Origin of the sequence: Gordonia paraffinivorans (genome assembly GCF_900683595.1) — a bacterium.
GTDB classification, from domain to species: Bacteria; Actinomycetota; Actinomycetes; order Mycobacteriales; family Mycobacteriaceae; genus Gordonia; species Gordonia paraffinivorans.
Genome location: NZ_CAACYD010000006.1, coordinates 1,212,864 through 1,236,386 on the forward strand (window position 1 = coordinate 1,212,864; position 23,523 = coordinate 1,236,386).

Below are 23,523 nucleotides of genomic sequence, written 5' to 3' on the forward strand. Positions count from 1 at the left end.
GTCCTCGGATCGTCGTGGGTCATGGGTCGTGGGGCTCGGTCCCGGCATCCTCCCCGGGTGGAGCACCCTCGCCTTGAAGGGTACGGCGTCGCTCCTGGTACCCGCTCCCGGCCAGCATGCGTTCGAGCTCGTCGGGCTCCGGGCGGTCGGCGTCGGCGGGGTCGGGCTGGCCGCGGAATCGGTGCCACAGGCGGCGTGCGGTCAGCAGGATCAGCGCCACGCCCGCCGCGATCGTGATGTAGAAGAGCGGCTTGCCGTAGGCGTTGGTGTGGACCTGCAGGCTGATCGGGTCGCCGAGCGGCACGCCGGTGACCGTGTCCAGCCGGATGTCGATGGTGACGGCCTCGGAGCTGTCGCCCCGGGTGGGCAGCTGGATCTGGCGGGTGCCGCGGGCCGGGATCTCGATCACGCCGAGGTCGCCGATCTCGACGCCCTCGGGGGCGGAGATGCCGAGCCGGGCGCGCACGGGCAGCGCGAGGTCGTTGCGGACCGCTAGCAGCACCGGACTGCGTTCGGACGCCAGGGTGTACCGCCCGCCGGGATCGAGGATGTTCACCGAACGCGTCATGCGGTGCAGGGTGGACGCCACCGCCCGGATGCGCTCCTCCTGCTGCCGGCGCAGTTGCGTGTAGACGGCCGAGCCGGCGCTGTCCGGCGATCGGATCGCGCGCAACTGGTCCTCCCGCAGCGGCGACATGTACCGCGCGGGGGTGGCCGCCACGTCGGCGGCCCGCATGAGCGCACCCTCGAACTGCCAGCTGTCCTCGACGTTCCGGCGGATCGCATCGGTCGCCTCGGAGGTCAGCACCGAACCCACGCGGCCGACCGGTCCGATGCCGGGTGGATCGGTGAGCCGGGCCGACTCCCGTGCGGCGTCGAGCTCGCCGACGACGGCGGTCAGCGGGGTCGGGGTGGCCGCACCGGACTCCAGTAGCAGGCGGGCGGTGGCGAACAGGGCCTCGGAGTCGCCGATCGTCGGGGACCAGTAGGTCGACGGCATGAGGAATGCGGACCGGCCGACGATCGGTTCGCGCCGGTCGGTGTCGTCCGGCTGGTCGGCGCGCGGCGGGGAGATCGCCGGGTACGCGAGTGCGGCCACCGCGGTCTGACGGCGGCTGCCGATCGACTCGTCGGCGAGATCCACGCGCTGCGACGGCGGGGTCAGGGCGGGTGTGCGCGGAACCGTGCCCAGCGCGGCGAACGCCGCGGTGATGGGCGCCTCGTAGGTCTGGGCGGCGAGGCCGCCGATGCGGTAGCGGCCCGACTGGTCGCGGCGGCCGGTCGGGGTGAGGGAGCTCGAGGCGACGGCCGTCGCCTGGACCCGCGCCTGTTCGAGGACCCCGGCGCCGGCGGCGTCGATCGCGCCGAGCGCGGGGATCGACAGACCGCGGACGCTCTTGACGCCGAGGATCGCGTCCACGACGTCCGACGGGGTCTGCAGTGCGGCCGCGCCGAGGCCGGGGTTCCCGATCCGCGCCAGCGAGGTCAGGTCGGCCTGGGCGAACGGGAGTGCGACCACGCACATCCGTCCCGCGGTCCAGCGCAGGGTGTCGAGCCAGCGGGCCGCGGCCTCGGCGCCGGTGCCGGGTCGCGTCGACGACGTGGGGTCGGCCGGATTGTCCGACACCTCGTACCCGAGCGACATCGCGCGGACCGTGACCAGCAGGTCGGGATCGACCGCCAGGCACATGCTCTCGGCGAGCTTCTCCGAGCCGGGCAGCGCGGTTCCCGGGGATCGTTCGGCGGAGGTCTCGGCCGACGGGGCCTCCGAGGCGGGACCGACGGTCTCCGAGGGCGGCGCGCCGACGACCCTCTGCAGTGCGGTGAGCAGTTCGCTCAGCCGTCCGCCCGCCTTCAGCGAGCGCGCGAGGTCGTCGCTGACCAGCCGGACGGGTTCGGTGTTGCCGCCGAGCACCCCGGGTGCCAGCTGCGGCGGGGCGGCCAGCGGCCAGAGCAGGGTCATCCGGGCGGGGCTGGACAGGTTCGCCGACACCGAGCCGTCCGGTCCGAGGCCGGGTACGCCGCCGGGACCCGCCTCACCCGCGGTCGGGTCGACGTAGTCTCGCGCGCGGTTCTCGTCGGGCGGCAGCGACAGCACGGGCAGGAGCATCCGCGACCCGGCGACCTGCGCGATGCCGCCGTAGTCCGGCTTGCCGTTGACGTTCACCTGCACCGGATAGACGCCGGTCCGGGAGATGCCGAGTCCCGGCACGGTGGCGTCGGGCCCGTCCGACAGCGGCATCGACATCTGGAACTGGATGCTCTCGCCGGGCTCGAGGGAGTCGGTGAGTTCCTCGAAGGGCCCGGCGACCGCGACCGCCGGGTCGTCGTCGGCGAGCTCGGTGCGCAGCCCGGACGCGGACGCGATCGGGTCGCCGCGTTCGAGCCGGATGGTCAGGTTGCTGATCGAGCGGTCGCCGATGTTCTCCACGCGTCCGCTGACGCTGACCACCGGGCGGCTTGTCGTGGTGACGATCGACGGCGTCATCGAGTCGATGTCGATGCGCGCGAACCGCGACGGGGCCTCGGCGTCGGAACCCGCCGGACCGGAGGTGGTGGTCTCGGGGGCCGCGGAGGCCGGCCCGGCCGTCGCGGGCAGCATGAGGAGAACGAGCACGCCCAGGACGGCGGCGAGTGCGGTGGCGACCCTCAGCCGGGACTCAGCCATCGCCCGCCGCGGGCCGACGGGGACGGCGACGGCGCCGGCGCGGACGAGCCGGGGGCAGTGGCTCGTTGCGACGCTGGTTGCGCGCGGCGGCGGCTTTCTCATAGGCGTTGGGTTCGGTGCGAATGCTCTCGGCCTCGGACTGGGCCAGCCGGTTCGGGTCGGCGGCGAGCTCGGCGATCACACCGCGGGCCATCCGGGCGAGTCGCCGTTCGTCAGAGTACGTGAGACGACGGGGCAACTCGGACAACGGCACCCACGCGACCTCGCTGACCTCGTAGTCGGCGTCGGAGAGTTCGCCGCCGACGCACCGCAGCAGATAGTGGTGCACCGTCTTGTGGATGCGGCGGCCCTCACTGACGAACCAGTAGTCGATCTTGCCGAGCGGCGCCACGACGGTGCCCTGGATGCCGGTCTCCTCCTCGACCTCTCGGATCGCGGTCTGCTCGGCGGTCTCGCCGGTCTCGATGTGGCCCTTGGGCAGCGACCACATCATCCGGCCGCGACGGTCCACCCGTCCGATGAGAGCTGCGGACAGCTCGTCGATCGGCAGTCCGAGGTCGGAGATGACCAGGCCGCCGGCCGAGGTCTCGCGCACGGTGCGCAGCTTGTCGGTGGAGCGTTCGCCGCCCGGGCTTTCGGGCCGTCCCCGACGCCTGCCCTTGCCCGCGGCCTTGGATCCGCTCTTGGCGAGGCCCTTGGTGGTGATGGTCGCTGGGACCGCCGCCATGTCGGACGGCTTGGGCGGCGTCACCCGCGGGCGCGCGCGGTCGGGATCGACCGGGAGCTTCTCCACCGATTCCGCCTCGACCGGATCCGGGCGCGCGGGGTCGTTCGTCCGGGCGCGGACGAGGTCGTTCGGGGTCGGGCGGCCGGTCGTGGGAGCGGGCTGCGACGCCGGGTTGTGCTGCTTGTGCGGCGCGGGCGCGGCTCCGGGGCCGCCCTGCTTGTGGGCGCCGGCCTTGTGATCGGCCTGATCGGAGCGGCCGCCGCCCGGCTTCTTCGCGTGAGCGGGCTGTTTCGGGTCGACGGTGCGACCGTTGGTGGTGTTCGCGCGTCCGTCGCCCTTGCGCCGGCCTCGCCGACGACGGCCCCGCCGCGTCCGTCGCCCCTGGGCGGATGCGCTCTGACCTGCTTGTCCGCCGTTTTCGCCACGCGAACCCGACGAGACGTCACTCACGTCTGAAGGGTTGGTCGAGGAATCGGTGGACACTCCACGATGCTAGCGGCTGGTCACCTGCTGTTTGCCCGGACGCCTACTAGTACGGCGCGGATGTGGAAACCGCGCGCGGGCGGATGGTCCGCCGTGCGGGACCGGACACGGCGACCACCGAGGACGCGGTCGCGTGCCGGAGCCGTCCAGGGCGTCTTGGTGGCGAGGTCGACGACGGTAGGGTGACAAGCCGTGAATGACTCTTCTCCGTCGGATGCACGACCGGCGGCGTCGGATCCGGACCGCAGGGTGCGGCTGCTGGCCGCCGCGGCGATCGCGCTCCGGGAGCTCGACGACGTCCTGGCTCCCCTCGGTGAGCTCTTCGCGTCGGCGGGCCACGAGTTGTACCTGGTCGGCGGTTCGGTGCGCGACGCCGTGCTCGGCCGCCTGGGCAACGACCTCGACTTCACCACCGACGCGCGCCCCGAACAGGTCACGCGTCTGCTGAAGGGGTGGGCCGACGCGTTCTGGGACGTCGGCATCGAGTTCGGGACCGTCGGGGTCCGCAAGGGCGAACACCTCATCGAGATCACGACCTTCCGCGCCGACACCTACGACCAGGTGAGCCGCAACCCGGAGGTCACCTTCGGCGACACCCTCGAAGACGACCTGGTGCGGCGCGACTTCACGGTCAACGCGATGGCGGTCCGGATCGGCCCGAAGGGCGCCGAGGACTTCTGCGATCCCCTCGACGGCATGAGCGCGCTGCTCGCCGGCGTCATCGACACGCCGGCGACGCCGGAGCAGTCCTTCGGCGACGACCCGCTGCGCATGCTGCGCGCCGTCCGCTTCATCTCCCAGCTCGGCTTCGAGCTCGCTCCCCGCGTGTGGCAGGCGATCACCGAGATGAACGACGAGATCGAGCGCATCACCGCCGAACGCGTCCGCGCCGAACTCGACAAGCTGATCTGCGGCGAGTACCCGCTCGAGGCCATCGACGCGATGGTCGAGACCGGGCTGGCCGAGCACATCATGCCGGAGATCCCCGGCATGAAGCTGACCATCGACGAGCACCACCAGCACAAGGACGTCTACCAGCACTCGCTGACCGTGCTGAAGCAGGCGATCGACCTCGAGGACGGTGATCCTGACCTCGTCCTGCGCTGGGCGGCGCTGCTGCACGACATCGGCAAGCCCGCCACCCGACGCCACGAGCCCGGCGGCGGCGTGAGCTTCCACCACCACGAGGTCGTCGGCGCGAAGATGGTGCGCAAACGCATGCGCGCGCTGAAGTACCCGAAGGCGGTCGTCTCGGACGTGGCGGACCTGGTGTTCCTGCACCTCCGGTTCCACGGTTACGGCGACGGCGCCTGGACGGATTCGGCGGTGCGCCGCTACGTCAACGACGCCGGGCACCTGCTCGACCGGCTGAACAAGCTGGTCCGCGCCGACTGCACGACCCGCAACAAGCGGCGTGCCCGCCGGCTGCAGCAGAACTATGACAACCTCGAGAAGCGCATCGCGGACCTGAAGGCGAAGGAGGACCTGGAGAAGGTCCGTCCCGACCTCGACGGCAACGCGATCATGGAACTCCTGGGCGTGCCGCCGGGCCCGATCGTGGGCCAGGCGTGGCGGTACCTCAAGGAACTCCGCCTCGACCGCGGGCCGCTCAGCCCGGAGGAGGCCGAGCAGGCGTTGCGGGAATGGTGGGCCGCGCGCCCCGAGAACCAGGGCTGACGCCTGCTCACCGGGCGGGGGTGAACACCTCGATCGCCCGTGGGACCGCCTCGAGGACCGCCGGCAGTCCCCCGACGAGGTCGCCGTCGACCGACACGAGCGCGGGGGGATCGCTGTACAGCTCGATCTCGGCGCCCCGGAGTGTCCGCACCAGCGTGTGGTCGACGTGCTTGCCGGTGAACACCTTCGGGAACACCCGGGCCAGCGTGAGCCGCGGAATCCGGGCGGGGGTCCGAGCGAGCGTGATGTCGAGCAGCCCGTCGGACACCGTGGCCGTCGGCGTGATCCGCATGCCCCCGCCGTAGGAGGTGGTGTTGCCGATGGCGGCGAAGATGAGATCGTCCTCGATCGTCGTGTCGTCGACGCGCACCTGGTAGTGGTGCGGCCGTAGCCCGATGAGCTCCAGCAGGGCCGCGAGCGTGTACCGGGCCTGTCCCTTGGGCCACCGCATCTCGTTGGCGCGCGCGGTCACCGCGGCGTCGAATCCGGTGGCGGCGACCGTGCTGAACAGGGCGGTGCGGCCGTTGGCGAAGGTGACGCGTCCGAGGTCGACCGGTTCCCGGTGTCCGTCGAGGACGACCTGCACGGCAGAGTCGACGTCGAGGGGGATCCCCAGGTTGCGGGCGAAGTCGTTGCCGCTGCCCGCGGGGATGACGGCGAGGGGTTTCCCGGAGCCGTAGGCGGCCTCCACGGTGAGGCGGACTGTTCCGTCGCCGCCGGCGATCACCAGGACGTCGGTGTCTCCCCTGGCGGCCTTGCCGGCGCGTTCGGCTGCGTCGGCGATGTCCTCGCCGACGATCACCTCCACCTCCACGCCGTGGGCGCGCAGAAGATCGGCAGCACGATGCGCGAGTCGCAGGCCCGTGCCGTGCCTGGCATATGGGCTGGCCACGATCGTGGCGTGTCGGATGGTCATCCAGCCCCCCGCCGGTTGTGTGATCCGTTACAGTTTTACACATCATGTCAATCCGTAACGGAGAGATCGGCGATCTCGTACTGGACGCGGCGCGGGAATGCCTGCTCCGCAGCGGCGGTCGCAGGGTGACCGTCTCGGAGGTGGCACGGCGGGCCGGGGTCAGCCGTCCCACTGTCTACCGGCGTTGGCCGGACATCTCCGAGATCCTGCGCGGCCTGCTGACGCGCGAGGTGCTCTCCATCGTCGACGCGGTCGTCGGCGACGCGGGGCCGCCGGCCGATCTCGACGCCCTGGCCGACCTGATCATCGAGGTGGTCTCGGCGCTGCGGGACAGCGAACTCCTCTCATCGCTGTGGCGAGAACAGCGAGACCTGATGTCCCCCTACGTCTTCGAACGCCTGGGCACCAGCCAGCAGGGCGTCCTGGCGACGCTGTCCGACATGTTGGCCTACGCCCAGGAACAGGGGCGGGTCCGGCGCGGCGACGCCAAGCGGATGGCGTCGATGGTCCTGTTGATCGCCCAGTCCTTCCTGCAGTCGGAGCCCCTCGTCTCCGACATCCTGGCCGACGGCTGGAGCGACGAGCTCCACGACGCGATCACCGGCTACCTCCGGCCGGTCGCATGACCGGGGGACGCTGATGGCCACCCTGTCCGCCCGCACCCGCCGGCTGGCCCTCGAGGCGCTCGCCGATCCGGCCGCGCCCCTCGATCTCCTCGTCGTCGGCGGCGGCATCACCGGCGTCGGGATCGCGCTCGACGCGGTGACCCGCGGCCTGCGCGTGGCGCTCGTCGAACAGGGCGATCTCGCGTCCGGCACGTCCCGGTGGAGCAGCAAGCTCGTCCACGGCGGCCTGCGCTATCTCGCGAAGGGGGACGTCCGGATCGCCCGCGAGAGCGCCGTCGAGCGCCATCACCTGATGACCTCGATCGCACCCCACCTGATCTCGCCGATGCGTCAGATCCTGCCGGATCGCGGCGGCCGCCGCGGCAGGGTCATGTTGCTCGGGATGCGAGCGGCAGATGTGTTGCGGCGCAACGCCGGAACACCGGGTGAGCTGTTGCCGTCGCCGGCGCGGCTGTCGGTGATGGAGACCCTGGGGCGGTGCCCGGCACTCGCCCCCGACGGACTGCGCGGGGGCATCTCGACCACGGACGGCCGGCTCGTCGACGACGCCCGTCTCGTCGTGGCGGTCGCCCGCACCGCGGCCGCGTACGGCGCACTCGTCTGCACCCGCACGCGGGCCGACCGGGTCGACGGCCGCGGCGCGACGCTGACCGACCTCCGGACGGGCGAGAGCCTCGACGTCGGCGCGCGCATGGTCGTCAACGCGACCGGCGTGTGGTCGGCGACCGTCGACTCGTCGATCGCCGTCTCACCAAGTCGCGGAACACACCTCGTCGTCGACGCGGCGCGGCTGGGCAACCCGACCGCCGCTCTCACCGTCCCGCTGGGGGATTCGCTGTCGCGCTACGTATTCGCGCTGCCGGCCCAGCTGGGACGGGTCTACATCGGCCTCACCGATGTCGCGGCACCCGGACCCATCCCCGACATCCCGGCGCCCGACGACTCCGAGATCGATTTCCTGCTCGACGCGATCAACCCCGCACTTGCCCGACCGCTCGACCGCGCCGACGTCATCGGCGCCTTCGCGGGTCTGCGGCCGCTCATCCACGATCCGTCCGCGCTCGACGGCGAGTCGTCGGAGGGATTGGCCGACGTGTCGCGCCGGCATCACGTGCGCGTGCGCGGCGACGGCCTGGTGACGGTGGTCGGAGGCAAGCTCACCACCTACCGGCGGATGGCGCAGGACGCCGTCGACGCGGCGCTGTCGACCACCGCGCTGTCGGTGTCCGAGTGCGTCACCACCACGACACCCCTCGTCGGCGCGCTGCGCGATCCCCGCGAGCAGGGCCTGCCCGCATCGCTGGTGGCTCGCTTCGGGGGCGAGGCGCCGACCGTCGTCGACGCGGCGACGGTGGAGCGGCCGCTGGATCCGATCGCGCCCGGCATCGACGTCACCCGTGCGGAGGTCGAGTTCGCGGTGACCCACGAGGGTGCCCTCGACGCCGACGACGTCCTGCACCGGCGCACGCGCATCGGCCTGGTCGCCCGGGATGGCGAGGCCGCACGGCCCGCGGTCGAGGAGATCGTGGCGAGCGCGCTGGACCGGGTGGGCTGACCAAGCCGTCGCCACACGTCGATCGGACCACGAGCGGCGCGTGCCGCCTGCCCCGGGCCGGAACCCCTACCGCGCTCAGTAACCCATCGTCCGCACGGCGTCGGCGAGCCGGTCGAGATCCTCACGTTGGACGTCGAGGTGCGGGCTGAGCCGCAGGACCGGGGTCTCGGTCGACAGCGGCGCCCGCCAGACGTCGGCGGCGGTCACCAGGATGCCGAGGTCGAGGAGCTTGTCCCGCGCGGCGGCGACGTCCTCGAACTGCCACCCGGGCGGCGGGGCCAGCGTCACGATGGCCGACGGCTCGTCGATCGGCTCGAGCACCTCCCAGCTGGCGATGCCGTGCAGGCGTTCGCGAGTGGCCTTGCCGATCTTGGCGAGCTCGCGGAACACGCGCTGCTGGCCGATGTCGAGGAGCTCGCGGATGGCGACGCCGAGTCCGAGGCGGCCGGCGATGAACGCGTCCGAGCCGTCGATCTCGACCGGCCGCAGCGAGTCCCGGCGCACCGCGACGAAACCCACGCCGCGCGGGCCGGTCAGCCATTTGCGGCTGGTGCCGTAGACGACGTCGGCACCGGTGACGGTCGGGACGTGGCCGACCGACTGGGCCATGTCCACGACGACCGGGACCCCGGCGTTGTGGGCGAGCTCGACGATCTTCGTGACCGGTTGCACCACGCCCGACATCGAGCCGATGTGGCAGATGTGGATGAAGTCGGGCTGCTCGAACTGGAGCATGTTCTCCAGCGCGTCGGTGTCGACGTGGCCGTGGTAGTCGGCGTCAGGCATCGTGCGCACGACGTAGCCGCGGCGCTCGAACTCCTCGAGGTTCGGTCCGAACTCGTTTTTCGCCACCCACACCGTCGAGGTGACAGGCAGTCGCCAGTTGGTCAGCAACGCACGCAGGGCGGCTCGGGCGCTCTCGCGGAAGACGATCTCGTCCGGGGTGTGTCCGATGAGGGTGCCGAGATTCCGGGTGTCGCGGACGATCTCCTCGGACCGGTCGTCGGCGGCGACGTAGGAGCCGCGCTCGGTCTCGCGCCACAGGTGTGCGGTCATCGCGCCGATCACCGCATACGACGACCGTCCCGCAGTAGCGGAGTCGAGATGCGCCAGGGCGGGTTTCAGCCGCGCTGCGTGCCACTGCTCGCCGAGCTCGCTGACGTACATGAAGCCTCAACTTACCGGGTCGGGGCGACCCCGGTCACAGCGCGGGGGTGTCACGGCACGCATGTTCGCGGAGTCCGGTGGAACCGGAGCGGTCCCCGCTGCGTCCAAACTCTCATGGACCCGGTGATCGAGTACTTCTTCGGGCCCGGGGACGGTTCGACGACCCGTTGGACCGACCCCGCCGACACCACCGTCGGAGTGGACGCCCCGGGTCCCGACGCCATCCGGCTCGACTTCGACGGCGACGGCCGTCGCGACGATGCGATGTGGGACTCCGACGGCGACGGCATCGCCGACACGGTGGCGCTCGACCTCGACGACGACGACCGGTTCGATGCCTTCTATCGCGATTCGGGTGCCGGACTCTGGGACCGTCCGGTCGATGTCGGTGAGGTTCGCGGAGGCGGCGCCGACACCCCGTCCGCCACGCCGCGTGAGTCGCCGGAGCACCGCCCGCAGCCCTCCGAGCGCCCGGCCGACCGCGTGCTCCGTCTCGATCTCGACGCCGACGGCACCACCGACGCCGAACTCGTCGGGACGGAGAAGGCCGGTCGCCTGGCCGGCGAGCGGCTCTACGTCGACTCCGACGGCGACGGGACGACCGACGTGGTGCTGGTGGATCGCGACGGCGACGGCACCGCCGATGCCGCCTACGACCGCCGGGATCCGAGGTTCAGCCGGCGCGGTCGGTGATGGCCCGGCCGTCGGTCGCGGGCTCCTCCGGGGTGAGGGCGGGTATGGTCACCCGCCGGTAGAGGGCGCGCACGGCGATCATGCCGAGGATGTAGAGCACCACCCCGAACGCCACCAGAACCGGCGCGTGCCCGTCGGCCGGGATCGCCAGGGCGGCGGCGGTCACCGCGACCACGTAGGCGACGTTGAACACCGCGTCCTGCACCGAGAAGACCTGGCCGCGAACCATGTCGCCGACGTCGACCTGCATCGCGACGTCGCCGCAGAGCTTGGCCACCTGGCCGATCAGCCCCAGCACGAACGCCGACCCGCAGAGCACCGCGAACTCGAAGCCGAACACCGTCGCCTCGGCGACGGCACCGACAGCCAACGCGCACATCAGCGTCCGGTAGCGACCGACGCGGTCCACCGCGATCGGCGTCACCAGGGCGGCGAGCAACGCCCCCGCACCGGTGAAGCCGATGATCAGGCTGACCCGGTCGAGGCCGTCCCCCGGTCCCATCTGCTTGGTGAAGACCAGGATCATCAGGGTGTTCATGCCGAACACGAGCCGGTGCGCGCCGATGGCCGACAGCGCCGCGGCGACCGTCTTGTGCTCGGCGACCGCGCGGGCGCCGTGCCACAGCCCGACCGAGACCGCATGGAACGCCGACCGTCCGGGATCGTCGGGTTCGTCGGGGCCGAGCTGCAGCGGCGGGAAGCCGTGCGCGAGCGCTCCCGACACCAGCGCGAGCACGATCCCCGCGATCATCGTGAGCGCGCTGCCGGAGTTGTCGTCGCCGAAGATCGCCCGCAGCCCGAGGGTGATGCCGAGTCCGACGGTCAGCATCGCCCCGCCGAGGGTGGTGAACAGCGCGTTCATCGCGACGATGACCTCCCGCCGCGCGACGTGTGGCAGACCCGCGGACAGGCCGGCCGCCACGAATCGGCTCGCGCCGGTCGCCGCGAGGGCCGAGATCAGCACCACCACGTCGGGGGCTCCCGAGGCGACCGAGATCGCGACGAGCCCGATGATCGCCGCCCGCAACACGTTGGCGTACAGGAGCACGTTGCGCCGATCCCAGTGATCGAGGAGTGCACCCGCGAACGGGCCGATGAGCGAGTAGGGCAGCAACAGGACCGCGAGGCCGCCGGCGACGGCGAGCGGATCGGCGTGCCGCTCGGGGTTGAACAGGATGCTGCCGACCAGTGCGGCCTGGAAGATGCCGTCGGTGATCTGGCTGGTGAGACGGACCGAGAGGAGGCGTCCGAGGCCCGGGGAATGCCGAAGCGAGTCGACGAACACCGACCACCCTCTCGGGCGGTCCTCCTCGGTGCGGTTCACCCGTTCAAGCGTACTCAGCGGCACCGGTCCGTCCCGAACGTGTGGGTCCCCTCCGGCGCCGGTCGTGCGATGATGGTGACGTGGCCGGCGGTGACGACGCAGACGATCCCACACCGGAATTCCGTCCCGGAGACTTCCCGGCGGGAAGCGGTGGCGGTGGCCGCATGCCCGGCGTGCCGTGGGACGAGGATCCGACGCAGCGCGTCCGTCCCGGAACACTGCTGATCGCCTCGACCGATCTCATCGAGCCGACCTTCGCGCGGACCGTCGTCTACATCATCGAACACAACGAGGAGGGCAGCCTCGGCGTCGTCCTCAACCGCATGAGCCAGACCGCGGTGCACAACCTCCTCCCCCGGTGGACCGACATCGCCGCGTCGCCGCGGGCGCTGTACGTGGGGGGTCCGGTCAAGCAGGACGCGGCCCTGTGCCTCGGCGTCTGCAAGCACGGCGTCGACGTCGAGGCCCATCCGGCGTTGCGGCCCGTCGACGGCCGCGTCGTCCTGGTCGATCTCGACGCCGACCCCGAGTCGCTGGAGAACCTGCTCGAGGGCGTGCGCATCTTCGCCGGTTACGCGGGCTGGGGTGCGGGGCAGCTCGACGACGAACTCGACCGGTTCAGCTGGATGCTCGCCTCGGCCCTCCCCCGCGACGTGCTGGTCCCGCCCGGCACCGACATCTGGTTCGACGTCCTGCGTCGACAGCCCTGGCCGTTGCCGCTGCTCGCGACCCATCCGATCGACCTCAGCCTCAACTGACCGCCCACCGGTCCCCGGTCGTTCCCCGAGGTGCGCCGATCGCCGGCGACGAGCCGATCTGGTCGCAACCGCGACTGCCGAACCGCCCCCTCCCGAAACCGACCCGTGACCCGCGTCACCGCCAGTGCTACGTTGTGAGCGCTTGAACGGTTCTGCCGCGGCGATGCGAACGCCGCCGCGGCGCTCACACGCGGGGGATGTGAATGAGCAGGTCGTCGAGAAGTGTCCGTCTGCTGGCGGGGGTCGTGGCGCTCGTGGCGGTGCTGGTGGCGCCGACGGTCGTGGCCGGCGCCGCGCCGACCGGCCCCACCGGAGGGGCGGCCGCAGCACGCTGGCAGGCGAGCCACGACGGACCGCAGCCGTATGCCGGGGTGAACACCACCTGGGACGTCCCGATCCGCATGAGCGACGGCACCGTCCTGCGCGCCAACGTCTACCGGCCCGCCGACGCCCGCGAGCGGCCGACCTCGAAGAAGACGCCGGTCATCGTCACCATGACCCCGTACACCAAGCTGGTCACCGCGCTGAGCGCGGCGGTCATCCAGCACCCGGTGCTCGAGCCGTGGCTGCTGCAGATCGCGCGGTCGATCAACCTGCGGGGCACGCCGATCGACGGCATCAACGACATCGCCCACACCATCCGCGACGGCGGCGCCAAGACCTTCGCCGTCGACTTCGACCTCGTGCGCAGCGGTTATACGCAGGTGGTGGTCGACGTCCGCGGGACCGGCTTCTCCCAGGGCAAGTGGGACGTCTTCCAGAACCGCGAGCAGCAGGACACGGTCGAGGTCATCGACTGGGCGTCGAGGCAACCGTGGTCCGACGGCAAGGTCGGCATGTCAGGCGTCTCGTACTCGGCGATCAACCAGATCCAGGCGGCCAACAAGAACCCGAAGGCGCTCAAGGCGATCTTCCCGGTCGAGCCGGGCGGCGACCTCATCCGCGACATCGTCGCTCCCGGTGGCGGACTGGGCGTCGGCTTCCTGCCGATGTGGCTGGGACTCGTCAACGGCACCAAGATGATCCCCAACGTCGCGTCGATGCTCAACGGCACCTTCGACTGGAAGTGGCTGGCGGACAGGATCTCCGACCCCCTGACCTTCTACCCGCAGCTGATGGCGGCGCTGCTGACGCCCGACATCCCCTCGGTGCCGGAGAACCTGAAGGCGTTGCTGGAGAAGAACTCCGAACCCCGCACCGCCTGGCTCGACCGGGCGGAGAAGATCACCACCCCGACGTTCATCTACGGCGGGTGGTTCGATCTCTTCACCAACTCCGAGGTCCGGATGTACAACAAGATCCCGCTGCCGCCGGGCAAGAAGCAGCTGATCATGGGCGACGGCTACCACCTCACCATCGGTGGCGGCCAGCAGGGCCGCGCGGGCACTCCCCCGCGTCTCGACGTCCTGCAGAAGGCGTGGTTCGACAAGTGGCTCAAGGGAATCGACAACGGGATCGACGAGTACGGGCCCGTTCAGCTGAAGCAGGTGGGCGACTCCTGGATCACCGCGCAGCAGTTCCCGCGCGCCGGCATGGAGCGCCAGCGCCTGTACCTGTCGGATCGTCGTAGCGGCACCGCGCCCCATGCGGTCCGCGACGGCAGCCTCAGCCCCGCCGCCCCGAAGTCGCATGCGCGGCTGACCGTGTCGCCGGGTCTCGCGCCCATGTGCTCCCGCGACGCCGCGCAGCAGTTCGCCGGCGCCCTGGCGATCTTCCCGTTCTGCTCCGACGATGCGCGCATCTCCGAACGCGCGGCGCTGTCGTTCACCACAGCACCGCTGACCAAGGCGCGCAGCGTGTCCGGATACGCGAACGTCCGTCTCAACGCGGTGCTCGACGCCACCGACGGCTATTGGACGGCTACCCTCAACGACGTCGCGCCCGACGGCACGTCGAAGGTGATCAGCTCTGGTCAGGTGATGGCCTCGCTGCGCGGATACGACCGCGCCGCTTCGCAGTTCGCCCCGAATGGGGACGTGATCGATCCGGTCTACCACCTCACCCTGTCGTCGCGGCAGCGCGTCGCGCCGGGCCGCCCGGTGGCCGTCGACATCGGCCTGCTGCCCACCGAGGCGATCGTGAAGCCGGGTCATCGTCTCCGGGTGGACGTGTTCGCGATGAACTTCCCGCGGGCACTCCCGCTGCGCCCGCTTCTCAACGAGTCGGGGTTGAAGCCGCAGCACATTCAGCTGGACCCGAGCCGCCCGAGCTTCGTGAACCTGCCGTTGTCGGAGCCGATCGGCGGATGAGCCCGGCGGTGCCGAGGGCGCTTCGTCAGGCCGCCTCGAGCTGCTCCGCCTCGCGCCCGTACCGGCCGGCGAGCCAGGAGCAGATGATGAGCTGGATCTGATGGAAGATCATCAGCGGTAGGACGATGAGGCCGACGGTGGAGCCGGCGAAGAGCACGGTGGCCATCGGCAATCCGGTGGCGAGGCTCTTCTTGGTGCCGCAGAACTGGATGGCGATGGTGTCGGCGCGGTCGAAGCCGAGGCGCTTGGGCACCCAGCCGGACAGCACGAGCATGAACGCGACGAGCAGCAGCGAGATCACCGCGACCCAGATCATCTGCGCGGCGTCGACGCTGGACCAGATGCCGTGGTCGACGCCCTCGCTGAACGCGACGTAGACGACGAGCACGATGGTGCCGCGGTCGGCGAGCTTGGTGATCTTGGCGTGCCGGGCGAAGAACGGCCCGACCCACGGGCGCACGAGCTGCCCGACGATGAACGGGACGAGGATCTGGCCGACGATCTTGAGGATCGACGACGCGTCGATGTGGGCGTCGCCGGTGTTGGCCATCAGCGCGACCACCAGCAGCGGCGTCAGGAACACACCGAGGATGTTCGACGCCGAGGCGCTGACGATGGCGCCGGCGATGTTGCCCCTGGCGATCGAGGTGAACGCGATCGAGGACTGCACCGTCGACGGCACCAGGCACAGGAAGAGCAATCCGGCGTAGAGGTCGTCGCCGATCAGCGGCTCGGCGACGGGTTTGAGCGCCAGGCCGATGATCGGGAACGCGACGAAGGTGAACGCGAGGATCAGCAGGTGCAGGCGCCAGTGCTTGAGGCCGTCGAGCGCCTCGCGCGGATGCAGCCGCGTCCCGTAGAGGAAGAACAGGGCGCCGATCGCGACCACGACCACCCAGTCGAAGGCCTCGGCCACCGAGCCCCGGATGGGCAGGAACGCGGCCACCACGACGGCGGCGACGATCGCGAGGATGAACCCGTCGATCGGGGAACGGTCGAGCAGGTTCTTGAGAGTGCGCATCGGGACGCGGGCGGGCGGCCGGTCAGGCCTGGGCGTTCTCGCTGGAGCAGATGCCCTTCAGCGAGCACGCGCCGCAGCTGCTGGTCCCACAGTCGGCGGCCGGATCGGAGGGGGTCTCCCCACCCGTGGGGGTGTGCTCGTGACCGGCGCCCTCCTCGTGGCCCGAGCAGCAGGAACACCCCGCCTCCTCGACGGGCACGGTGGCGGCGGCCCGCACCGCGATACCGCTGACCAGACCGACGATGACGAGGGCGGCGACCAGGGCGACGCCGGCGAACAGAATCCACCAGGCGCTGTCCACGGCGAGGGAGGCGACGGCTCCCAGGGCGAGGATGGCGCTCGAGCCGAGCATTCCGGGTGCGGCGATCCGGTTGGCGACCCGGAATGCCTCCTCCGACCGCATCGTCTCGTCGGCGCGGACGCCGAACCAGCGGTTGCGTTCGAGTGAGCCTCGGAGGCCGCGCACACCCACGACGGCCCACAGCCCGGCCAACGCGAGAAGCAGTACGGCGACGACGATGGACAGGGCGTTCACGCCCACGAGCATACGACCGCCCGGTGGCCCGAACCGAATCCGGCGACCTGGGCCACTCCCCCGACCAAGCAGGTCGTCGCGGCCGACGAGGCGGATTTCAGGACCATCGGTCCCAGGATTTACCCTGGTCGGGTGACTTCAGTCGACACCACCAGCACCAACGGCTCCGCGGGGGCCACCGCTCATCGCTACACCGCGGAGGTCGCGGGCGAGCTCGAGCAGCGCTGGCAGAAGGCCTGGTCCGAGCAGCACGCCTACGAGGCCCCCAACCCCGTCGGACCCCTCGCCGGTGACCTGAGTCCCTACGGCGGCGCGTCGGCCGACGCCCCCGACAAGCTCTTCGTGCAGGACATGTTCCCGTACCCGTCGGGCGCGGGCCTGCACGTCGGCCACCCGCTCGGCTTCATCGCCAGCGACGTCTACGCGCGCTTCCAGCGGATGACCGGCAAGAACGTGCTGCACACGATGGGCTTCGACTCGTTCGGCCTGCCGGCCGAGCAGTATGCGGTGCAGACGGGCACGCATCCGCGCACCACGACCGAGAAGAACATCGAGCGCTACCTCGGCCAGATCCGGCGCCTGGGCCTCGGCCACGACGAGCGTCGCCGAGTGGCCACCACCGACGTCGAGTTCTACCGGTGGACGCAGTGGATCTTCCTGCAGATCTACAACGCCTGGTTCGACCCGGAGCAGAAGAAGGCCCGCCGCATCTCCGAGCTGGTCGACGAGTTCGCGTCGGGCGCGCGCGAGCTGCCCGGCGAGCACGCCGGCAAGTCATGGGCCGATCTGTCGCAGGCCGAGCGCAACGAGATCCTCGACGACCATCGTCTGGTCTACCTGAGCGACTCGCTGGTCAACTGGTGCCCGGGTCTGGGCACCGTGCTGGCCAACGAGGAGGTCACCGCCGACGGTCGCAGCGATCGCGGCAACTTCCCGGTCTTCCGCAAGCACCTGCGCCAGTGGATGATGCGGATCACCGCCTACTCCGACCGTCTGCTCGACGACCTGGACCTGCTGGATTGGCCGGAGAAGGTCAAGACCATGCAGCGCAACTGGATCGGCCGCTCGCGCGGTGCGCAGGTCCGGTTCAGCGCACCCGGCGTCGGCGACATCGAGGTCTTCACCACGCGACCCGACACCCTCTTCGGCGCCACCTACATGGTCCTGGCGCCCGAGCATCCGCTGGTCGACGAGCTCATCGCCGACGCCTGGCCGGAGGGCACCGACGAGCGCTGGACCTTCGGGCAGGGCGATCCGTCGTCGGCCATCGCCGCCTACCGCGCGTCGATCGCCGCGAAGTCGGATCTCGAGCGCCAGGAGAACAAGGAGAAGACCGGCGTCTTCACCGGCTCCTACGCGGTCAACCCGGTCAACGGCGAGCAGGTCCCGGTCTTCGTCGCCGACTACGTGCTGATGGGGTACGGCACCGGCGCCATCATGGCGGTCCCGGCCCACGACACCCGCGACCACGAGTTCGCGACCGTCTTCGGCCTGCCGATCCGCGAGGTCATCGGCTCCGACACCGACGTGCAGGCCGAGGCCTACGTCGGCGACGGCCCGCTGGTCAACTCCGACTTCCTGAACGGCCTGAACGTCGAGGACGCCAAGAAGGCGATCGTCGAGCGACTCGAGGCCGACGGCGTCGGTACCGGCAAGATCCAGTACAAGCTGCGTGACTGGCTGTTCGCCCGCCAGCGCTACTGGGGCGAGCCGTTCCCGATCGTCTACGACGAGGAGGGCCGGCCGCACGCCCTGCCGGAATCGATGCTGCCCGTGGAGCTTCCGGAGGTCGACGACTACGCGCCGGTGTCCTTCGACCCCGACGACGCCGACAGCGAGCCGTCGCCGCCGCTGGCCAAGGCCACCGACTGGATGACCGTCGAGCTGGATCTGGGTGACGGACCCAAGACCTACACCCGCGACGCGAACGTCATGCCCCAGTGGGCGGGCAGCTCCTGGTACCAGCTGCGCTACATCGACCCCACCAACGACGAGACGTTCTGCGCCAAGGAGAACGAGGCCTACTGGATGGGCCCGCGCCCGGCGCTGCACGGCCCGAACGATCCGGGCGGTCTGGACCTGTACATCGGCGGTGTCGAGCATGCGGTGCTGCACCTGCTGTACTCCCGCTTCTGGCACAAGGTGCTGTTCGACCTGGGTTACGTGTCGAGCCGCGAGCCGTACCGAAAGCTGTTCAACCAGGGCATGATCCAGGCGTACGCCTACACCGACTCGCGCGGCATCTACGTGCCGGCCGAGGAGGTCGTGGAGAAGGACGGCAAGTTCTTCTACAACGGCGAGGAGGTGCGCCAGGAGTACGGCAAGATGGGCAAGTCGCTGAAGAACTCGGTGGCGCCCGACGATATCTGCCGCGACTACGGTGCCGACACGCTGCGCGTGTACGAGATGTTCATGGGTCCCCTGGACCAGTCGCGCCCGTGGGCGACCAAGGATGTCGTCGGTTCGCAACGGTTCCTGCAGCGCATCTGGCGGCTGGTCGTCGACGAGGAGACCGGCGCCCTCCGCGTCACCGACGCCGAGCCCGACGACGACACGAAGCGGCTGCTGCACAAGACGATCGCCGGTGTCCGCGAGGACTACGAGGCCCTGCGCAACAACACCGCGGTCGCCAAGCTGACGGTGCTGACCAACCACCTCACCAAGAACTTCGAGAAGACCGGCGCCCCGCGGGAGGCCGTCGAGTCCCTGGTGATCATGCTGGCACCGTTGGCGCCGCACATCGCCGAGGAACTGTGGCACCGGCTGGGCCACGACACCCTCGTGGTGCGCACCGCCTTCCCCACCGCCGACGAGAAGTGGCTGGTCGAGGATTCGATCGAGATCCCGGTTCAGGTGAAGGGCAAGGTCCGCAGCCGCATCACGGTCGCCGCCGATGCCGACGAGGACACTCTGCGCACCGCTGCGCTGGCCGACGAGAAGATCGCCGCGATCCTCGACGGGGCCGAGCCGCGCAAGGTCATCGTCGTGCCTGGGCGATTGGTGAACGTCGTTCCCTGACAGCAATTCCGAGTATTGGGGCACTGTGATCCGGTATGCGGGTCACAGTGCCCGACTCTTTTCCGCGGGACGCCGACACGGTCGCGTCCGGGGGGTACGCGGCCCGTCGATCACTTCGGCGGGAGCTTCCGCGCATAGTCCGACCCGATCGTCACCCACCGGCTGAGCTGTCGGTCGGTGGCCACCCCCTCGTCGAACACGCGCAGCCATCCGAGGGTCTCCCGGGACGACATGTACATCGGGGCCGTGTGCGGGTACTCGAGCAGGGTGCTGGTCTGCTCCGGGGGCACGCGAACCATGACGCCGCCCTTGCCGCTGACGGCGATGGCCATGTTGCCGTTGATCAGGAACGCCAGGCCGCCGAACATGGGCACCTCGTCGACGCCGCATTCCGCTGCGAGAAGAGCGCGGATGCGGAAGGCGAGCTCCTCGTCGTAGGCCACGTCTCCAGGCTATTCCCCGGCTGCGACGGGGAGGGACTTGGCAACTATCTTACCGCGCAGTAAGGTAGCGCCATGGCGATCAACCTGGAGCTCCCGAAGAAGTTCGATTCGACGGTCGAGCGCACCCACCTCGCTGCCGAGCACATCTTCCGACCCATCTCGCGCAAGTACGACAAGGCAGAGCACGAGTACCCGGTCGAACTCGACGAGCTCGCGAAGCTGGCCAAGCAGAACCGCGGCGCCGAGAAGTCCGCCGACGAGGGCGCCGGGGGCGACGCCCCGTCGAAGAACGGCGCGAACATGCGGGGCCTGCTCTCGGCGCTGGAGATGAGCTGGGGCGACGTCGGCCTGCTGCTCTCGATCCCGGGCCAGGGCCTCGGCAACGCCGCCATCGCAGCCGTCGCCAACCCGGAGCAGCTCGAGAAGTTCTCCGACGTCTGGGCGGCGATGGCCATCACCGAGCCCAGCTTCGGGTCGGACTCCGCGGCCGTGTCGACCACCGCGACCCGCGACGGCGACGACTACCTCATCAACGGCGAGAAGATCTTCGTCACCTCCGGCTCGCGCGCCGACCACGTCGTCGTGTGGGCGACCCTCGACAAGAGCCTCGGCCGCGCCGCCATCAAGAGCTTCGTCGTCCCGATGGACACCGAGGGCGTCACCGTGGTGCGCCTGGAGAAGAAGCTCGGCATCAAGGCCTCCGACACCGCCGTGATCCGTTTCGAGAACGCCCGCGTCCCCGCCGAGAATCTGCTCGGTTCGCCGGAGATCGACACCAAGAAGGCCTTCGGCGGGGTCATGCAGACCTTCGACAACACCCGTCCCGTCGTCGCGGCCATGGCGATCGGCCTGGGCCGCGCCGCCCTCGAGGAGCTCCGCCGGATGCTCCACGAGGCCGGCCACGAGATCGACTACGACCGGCCGGCAGCCGCCCAGCATGCGACCGTCGCCGAATTCATCCGCCTCGAATCGGAGTGGGAGGCCTCGTGGCTGCACACGCTGCGGGCCGCCTGGATGGCCGACAACGCCCAGCCGAACTCCACCGAGGCCTCGATGTCGAAGGCCAAGGCGGGGCGCACGGTCACTGAGATCACCAACAAGGCCGTGGAAATCGGTGCGACAGCAGGCTTCTCGGAGACCTCTCTCCTCGAGAAGTGGGCACGTGACTCGAAGATCCTCGACATCTTCGAGGGCACTCAGCAGATCCAGCAGCTGATCATCGCCCGCCGCGTTCTGGGAAAGTCCAGCACCGACCTGAAGTGAGGTCTTGGGCAGTCCTACGACGCTCGGGTTCCCAAACCGGCACGGACGAGAACAGCTGCGTGTGACGATGGAGGCTGGGCCGGAATTCGGTCCGGACGACTCCCGTCGGAAGGTCCTGACATGACCGCACCTGCAGGCATTCGCATCGATCCCTCGTTGGAGGACCTCTACAAAGACCTTCACCGACACCCGGAGCTCGGCTTTCAGGAGCACCGCACCGCCGGTCTGGTGGGCGATCGGCTCCGAGCGTCGGGGTTCGACGTGACCACCGGCGTCGGCGGAACCGGTGTGGTCGGTGTCCTGCGTAATGGTGACGGTCCGACGATCGCGATGCGCGCGGACATGGATGCCCTACCCGTCCGCGAGGACACCGGGCTCGACTACGCCAGCACAGTCACGGCCACCGACGACACGGGTAAGACGGTTCCGGTCGCACACGCCTGCGGCCACGATCTGCACACGACATGCCTGCTGGGCGCGGCGGACATCCTCGCCTCCGCTACGTCGGAATGGTCGGGCACGGTTGTCCTGGTGTTCCAGCCCGCCGAGGAGCTGGGTGCCGGCGCGCAGGCGATGGTCGACGACGGCTTGTGGGACCGTTTTCCCAAGCCCGACGTCGTGCTCGGTCAGCATGTCTCACCGCTGCCGGCCGGCAAGATCGCCGGACACCCGGGGGCTTCGTACGCCGGGTCGGATTCACTGCGGGTGAAGCTGGTGGGCCGGGGTGCACACGGCTCGATGCCCGAGGCCTCGGTGGATCCCATCGTGCTGGCCGCGGCCACGGTGCTGAGGCTGCAGACCATCATCTCGCGGGAGATCCCGAGTACCGCAACTGCGGTGCTCACCGTCGGATCGATCCACGCGGGTGACGCCGCGAATGTGATTCCGGGTGAGGCCGAGATCCAGCTGAACATCCGCAGCTACAACGAGACCGTGCGCGGCAAGATCCTCGACAGCGTCGAGCGCATCGTGCGTGGCGAGGCGGCGGCGTCGGGCGCGCCGGACGAGCCGACGATCACCGAGATCGAACGCTTTCCCGTGGTCACCAACGACCCGGACGCGCTGCGCACGACCCTGGATGCCTTCACGGACTGGTTGGGTGCGTCCAACATCCTCGACCCGGGGGCAGGTGCGGGAAGTGAGGACGTAGGCATCCTGGCCACGAGTTGTGGTGCACCTCTTTCGTACTGGCTGCTGGGCGGAGCCGATCCTTCTCTGTTCACCACCGGCGACCTGACGGACCCGGCGCTGCTGAAAGTGCCGTCGAACCACTCTCCGCATTACGCTCCGGTGATCGATCCGACGCTGGGTACGGGAGTACGGGCGCTGGTCGTCGCGGCTCGTACCTGGTTGGGCCGCTAGCCGTCTCGGTGACGAGAGGCTGAGGCAACCGGCCCGCTCGGCTCAGCGCAACAACCGTTCCCGTAGCCGTGCCTCGCGTTCCAGGCGTTCGGTATCCCGACGTCGACGTTCGGCCATGATCGCGCACAGCACGTCCTCGAAAGGCGCCGCCGGCGGCGGTGCCGGGGCCACGAACGGAGCCGCCGCGAAGACGAGCCGACGAGCGGCGTCGGCCCTCGGTTCCGGCTTCATCTCGTGCCGGCCGTTGAGGAACTGGCGGATGACGACGGCCAGCCCGCCCGGCAACGACGCCATGTCGGCGGAGGCGGCCCACGACTCGAGCTCCGGCGGCATGTCGATCGGGTGCTGTTCGGCGATACGGTGCCGATCCCGGATCACGTAGGTGCCGGCCAGGAGATCGCCGATCCGCTTGTGCTTCCGGGAGATCGCGGCGCTGATGAGTGCCGGGATGCCCAGGCACCCGAACTTCTCCACGAAGCCGACGAGCGCGCGGGTGAGCGCGTGCCGGAACGCGATGGGTCCGGCGTCGTCACGAACGGTGCGCAGGCCCATGGCCAGGTGACCGATCGTCTTGCCCGAGGTGAGCGTCTCGGTGACGGCGGGGAGCGCGACGATGGCGAGAACGGGGAGGAGCGTGTTGATCGTCCCGCGCCAAGCCGCGTTGACGCCGAACGCCACCTTGTAGGACAGCCACAACAGCAGCAGCCACAGAGCGATGCCGAGGACGACGTCGATCATCCCGGAGAGGATCCGGTACCCGAGCCCGCCCGGTGGGAGGGCGAGGGCGACGGCCTCGCCGGAGACGAGGTCGTCGCGGCCGACACCGACGGTGGCCGATGCCCCGGCGCCCCAGACCGCAGGCGCATGGGCGGCGGGTGCGGAGACGACAGGTGCGAACCCCGCCGGCATCGGCGGCGCGGCGGGCGGCCCCGGCGGTCGGGTGGGCGGTGGTCCGAACGACACGCCTCACCATACGACGGGATCCGAGTGTGCTGCGGTACCCCGTCCACATCATGGGGTCCGTTGAATGACGGTCAC

Annotated in this window: 18 protein-coding genes; 9 read left to right on the top strand and 9 right to left on the bottom strand. The window is 70.3% G+C overall.

Annotated elements, in window-relative coordinates; genetic code table 11:
- Positions 1 to 19: 19 nt before the first annotated feature.
- Together E1P53_RS12480 and E1P53_RS12485 are read right to left on the bottom strand one after the other, a co-directional pair.
- Entirely contained in the window at positions 20 to 2,653 is a 2,634-nt protein-coding gene (locus E1P53_RS12480) for a DUF6049 family protein (protein WP_131734570.1), read from the bottom strand.
- 7 nt (positions 2,654 to 2,660) lie between these two features.
- On the bottom strand, positions 2,661 to 3,878 hold the full coding sequence (locus tag E1P53_RS12485; RefSeq protein WP_131734459.1) for an NUDIX hydrolase: 1,218 nt from the start codon (positions 3,876 to 3,878) through the stop codon (positions 2,661 to 2,663).
- 192 nt (positions 3,879 to 4,070) lie between these two features.
- Here E1P53_RS12485 and E1P53_RS12490 point away from each other — a divergent pair, with 192 nt between their 5' ends.
- Complete coding sequence (locus tag E1P53_RS12490) at positions 4,071 to 5,555, top strand: CCA tRNA nucleotidyltransferase (RefSeq protein ID WP_131734460.1); 1,485 nt, start codon at positions 4,071 to 4,073, stop codon at positions 5,553 to 5,555.
- Positions 5,556 to 5,562: 7 nt separating this feature from the next.
- Here E1P53_RS12490 and E1P53_RS12495 read toward each other — a convergent pair whose 3' ends face one another.
- On the bottom strand, positions 5,563 to 6,471 hold the full coding sequence (locus tag E1P53_RS12495) for a diacylglycerol/lipid kinase family protein (protein WP_131734461.1): 909 nt from the start codon (positions 6,469 to 6,471) through the stop codon (positions 5,563 to 5,565).
- Between the two features lie 44 nt (positions 6,472 to 6,515).
- Here E1P53_RS12495 and E1P53_RS12500 point away from each other — a divergent pair, with 44 nt between their 5' ends.
- Together E1P53_RS12500 and E1P53_RS12505 are read left to right on the top strand one after the other, a co-directional pair.
- On the top strand, positions 6,516 to 7,097 hold the full coding sequence (locus E1P53_RS12500) for a TetR/AcrR family transcriptional regulator (RefSeq protein ID WP_131734462.1): 582 nt from the start codon (positions 6,516 to 6,518) through the stop codon (positions 7,095 to 7,097).
- Between the two features lie 13 nt (positions 7,098 to 7,110).
- Entirely contained in the window at positions 7,111 to 8,652 is a 1,542-nt protein-coding gene (locus E1P53_RS12505) for a glycerol-3-phosphate dehydrogenase/oxidase (protein WP_131734463.1), read from the top strand.
- A gap of 75 nt (positions 8,653 to 8,727) precedes the next feature.
- Here E1P53_RS12505 and E1P53_RS12510 read toward each other — a convergent pair whose 3' ends face one another.
- Positions 8,728 to 9,819, bottom strand: coding sequence for an aminotransferase class V-fold PLP-dependent enzyme (locus E1P53_RS12510; protein WP_006900218.1), 1,092 nt, complete (start codon positions 9,817 to 9,819; stop codon positions 8,728 to 8,730).
- Positions 9,820 to 9,933: 114 nt separating this feature from the next.
- Here E1P53_RS12510 and E1P53_RS12515 point away from each other — a divergent pair, with 114 nt between their 5' ends.
- Positions 9,934 to 10,512, top strand: a complete 579-nt coding sequence (locus tag E1P53_RS12515) for a hypothetical protein (RefSeq protein ID WP_131734464.1) — start codon at positions 9,934 to 9,936, stop codon at positions 10,510 to 10,512.
- On the opposite strand, the gene E1P53_RS12520 is transcribed toward E1P53_RS12515, so the two are convergent.
- Positions 10,493 to 11,797: an MFS transporter gene (locus E1P53_RS12520; protein ID WP_181954846.1), complete on the bottom strand. Its 1,305-nt coding sequence runs from the start codon at positions 11,795 to 11,797 to the stop codon at positions 10,493 to 10,495. The genes E1P53_RS12515 and E1P53_RS12520 overlap by 20 nt on opposite strands.
- Positions 11,798 to 12,000: 203 nt before the next feature.
- Between E1P53_RS12520 and E1P53_RS12525 the strand changes: the two genes are divergently transcribed.
- Together E1P53_RS12525 and E1P53_RS12530 are read left to right on the top strand one after the other, a co-directional pair.
- Positions 12,001 to 12,594 carry a YqgE/AlgH family protein gene (locus E1P53_RS12525; protein ID WP_006900215.1) on the top strand — a complete coding sequence of 198 codons (594 nt, stop codon included), beginning with the start codon at positions 12,001 to 12,003 and terminating at the stop codon, positions 12,592 to 12,594.
- Between the two features lie 203 nt (positions 12,595 to 12,797).
- Positions 12,798 to 14,843 carry a CocE/NonD family hydrolase gene (locus tag E1P53_RS12530; protein ID WP_006900214.1) on the top strand — a complete coding sequence of 682 codons (2,046 nt, stop codon included), beginning with the start codon at positions 12,798 to 12,800 and terminating at the stop codon, positions 14,841 to 14,843.
- Between the two features lie 25 nt (positions 14,844 to 14,868).
- On the opposite strand, the gene E1P53_RS12535 is transcribed toward E1P53_RS12530, so the two are convergent.
- Both E1P53_RS12535 and E1P53_RS12540 read right to left on the bottom strand, forming a co-directional pair.
- Entirely contained in the window at positions 14,869 to 15,864 is a 996-nt protein-coding gene (locus tag E1P53_RS12535) for a bile acid:sodium symporter family protein (RefSeq protein ID WP_131734466.1), read from the bottom strand.
- Positions 15,865 to 15,886: 22 nt separating this feature from the next.
- Entirely contained in the window at positions 15,887 to 16,411 is a 525-nt protein-coding gene (locus tag E1P53_RS12540) for an SdpI family protein (protein ID WP_131734467.1), read from the bottom strand.
- A gap of 120 nt (positions 16,412 to 16,531) precedes the next feature.
- Between E1P53_RS12540 and leuS the strand changes: the two genes are divergently transcribed.
- The gene (gene leuS, locus E1P53_RS12545; RefSeq protein WP_131734468.1) at positions 16,532 to 19,417 is read left to right on the top strand and encodes a leucine--tRNA ligase; all 2,886 of its coding nucleotides are present in this window, start codon (positions 16,532 to 16,534) and stop codon (positions 19,415 to 19,417) included.
- A 110-nt stretch (positions 19,418 to 19,527) separates the two neighbouring features.
- Here leuS and E1P53_RS12550 read toward each other — a convergent pair whose 3' ends face one another.
- Entirely contained in the window at positions 19,528 to 19,860 is a 333-nt protein-coding gene (locus tag E1P53_RS12550; protein WP_006901090.1) for a TfoX/Sxy family protein, read from the bottom strand.
- Between the two features lie 72 nt (positions 19,861 to 19,932).
- Between E1P53_RS12550 and E1P53_RS12555 the strand changes: the two genes are divergently transcribed.
- Together E1P53_RS12555 and E1P53_RS12560 are read left to right on the top strand one after the other, a co-directional pair.
- Complete coding sequence (locus E1P53_RS12555; protein WP_131734469.1) at positions 19,933 to 21,123, top strand: acyl-CoA dehydrogenase family protein; 1,191 nt, start codon at positions 19,933 to 19,935, stop codon at positions 21,121 to 21,123.
- A gap of 120 nt (positions 21,124 to 21,243) precedes the next feature.
- Positions 21,244 to 22,485, top strand: coding sequence for an amidohydrolase (locus E1P53_RS12560; protein ID WP_131734470.1), 1,242 nt, complete (start codon positions 21,244 to 21,246; stop codon positions 22,483 to 22,485).
- Between the two features lie 42 nt (positions 22,486 to 22,527).
- Here the strand turns inward: E1P53_RS12560 and E1P53_RS12565 are convergent, their stop codons facing one another.
- Entirely contained in the window at positions 22,528 to 23,394 is an 867-nt protein-coding gene (locus E1P53_RS12565) for an RDD family protein (protein WP_131734571.1), read from the bottom strand.
- Between the last annotated feature and the right edge of the window lie 129 nt (positions 23,395 to 23,523).

Excerpts from the sequence above, each read along its gene's own strand:
- E1P53_RS12495 (WP_131734461.1), bottom strand. The coding sequence starts at position 6,471 with ATGACCATCCGACACGCCACGATCGTGGCCAGCCCATATGCCAGGCAC.
- E1P53_RS12500 (WP_131734462.1), top strand. The coding sequence starts at position 6,516 with ATGTCAATCCGTAACGGAGAGATCGGCGATCTCGTACTGGACGCGGCG.
- E1P53_RS12505 (WP_131734463.1), top strand. The coding sequence starts at position 7,111 with ATGGCCACCCTGTCCGCCCGCACCCGCCGGCTGGCCCTCGAGGCGCTC.
- E1P53_RS12510 (WP_006900218.1), bottom strand. The coding sequence starts at position 9,819 with ATGTACGTCAGCGAGCTCGGCGAGCAGTGGCACGCAGCGCGGCTGAAA.
- E1P53_RS12515 (WP_131734464.1), top strand. The coding sequence starts at position 9,934 with ATGGACCCGGTGATCGAGTACTTCTTCGGGCCCGGGGACGGTTCGACG.
- E1P53_RS12525 (WP_006900215.1), top strand. The coding sequence starts at position 12,001 with ATGCCCGGCGTGCCGTGGGACGAGGATCCGACGCAGCGCGTCCGTCCC.
- E1P53_RS12530 (WP_006900214.1), top strand. The coding sequence starts at position 12,798 with ATGAGCAGGTCGTCGAGAAGTGTCCGTCTGCTGGCGGGGGTCGTGGCG.
- E1P53_RS12535 (WP_131734466.1), bottom strand. The coding sequence starts at position 15,864 with ATGCGCACTCTCAAGAACCTGCTCGACCGTTCCCCGATCGACGGGTTC.
- E1P53_RS12540 (WP_131734467.1), bottom strand. The coding sequence starts at position 16,411 with ATGCTCGTGGGCGTGAACGCCCTGTCCATCGTCGTCGCCGTACTGCTT.
- E1P53_RS12555 (WP_131734469.1), top strand. The coding sequence starts at position 19,933 with ATGGCGATCAACCTGGAGCTCCCGAAGAAGTTCGATTCGACGGTCGAG.
- E1P53_RS12560 (WP_131734470.1), top strand. The coding sequence starts at position 21,244 with ATGACCGCACCTGCAGGCATTCGCATCGATCCCTCGTTGGAGGACCTC.
- E1P53_RS12565 (WP_131734571.1), bottom strand. The coding sequence starts at position 23,394 with ATGCCGGCGGGGTTCGCACCTGTCGTCTCCGCACCCGCCGCCCATGCG.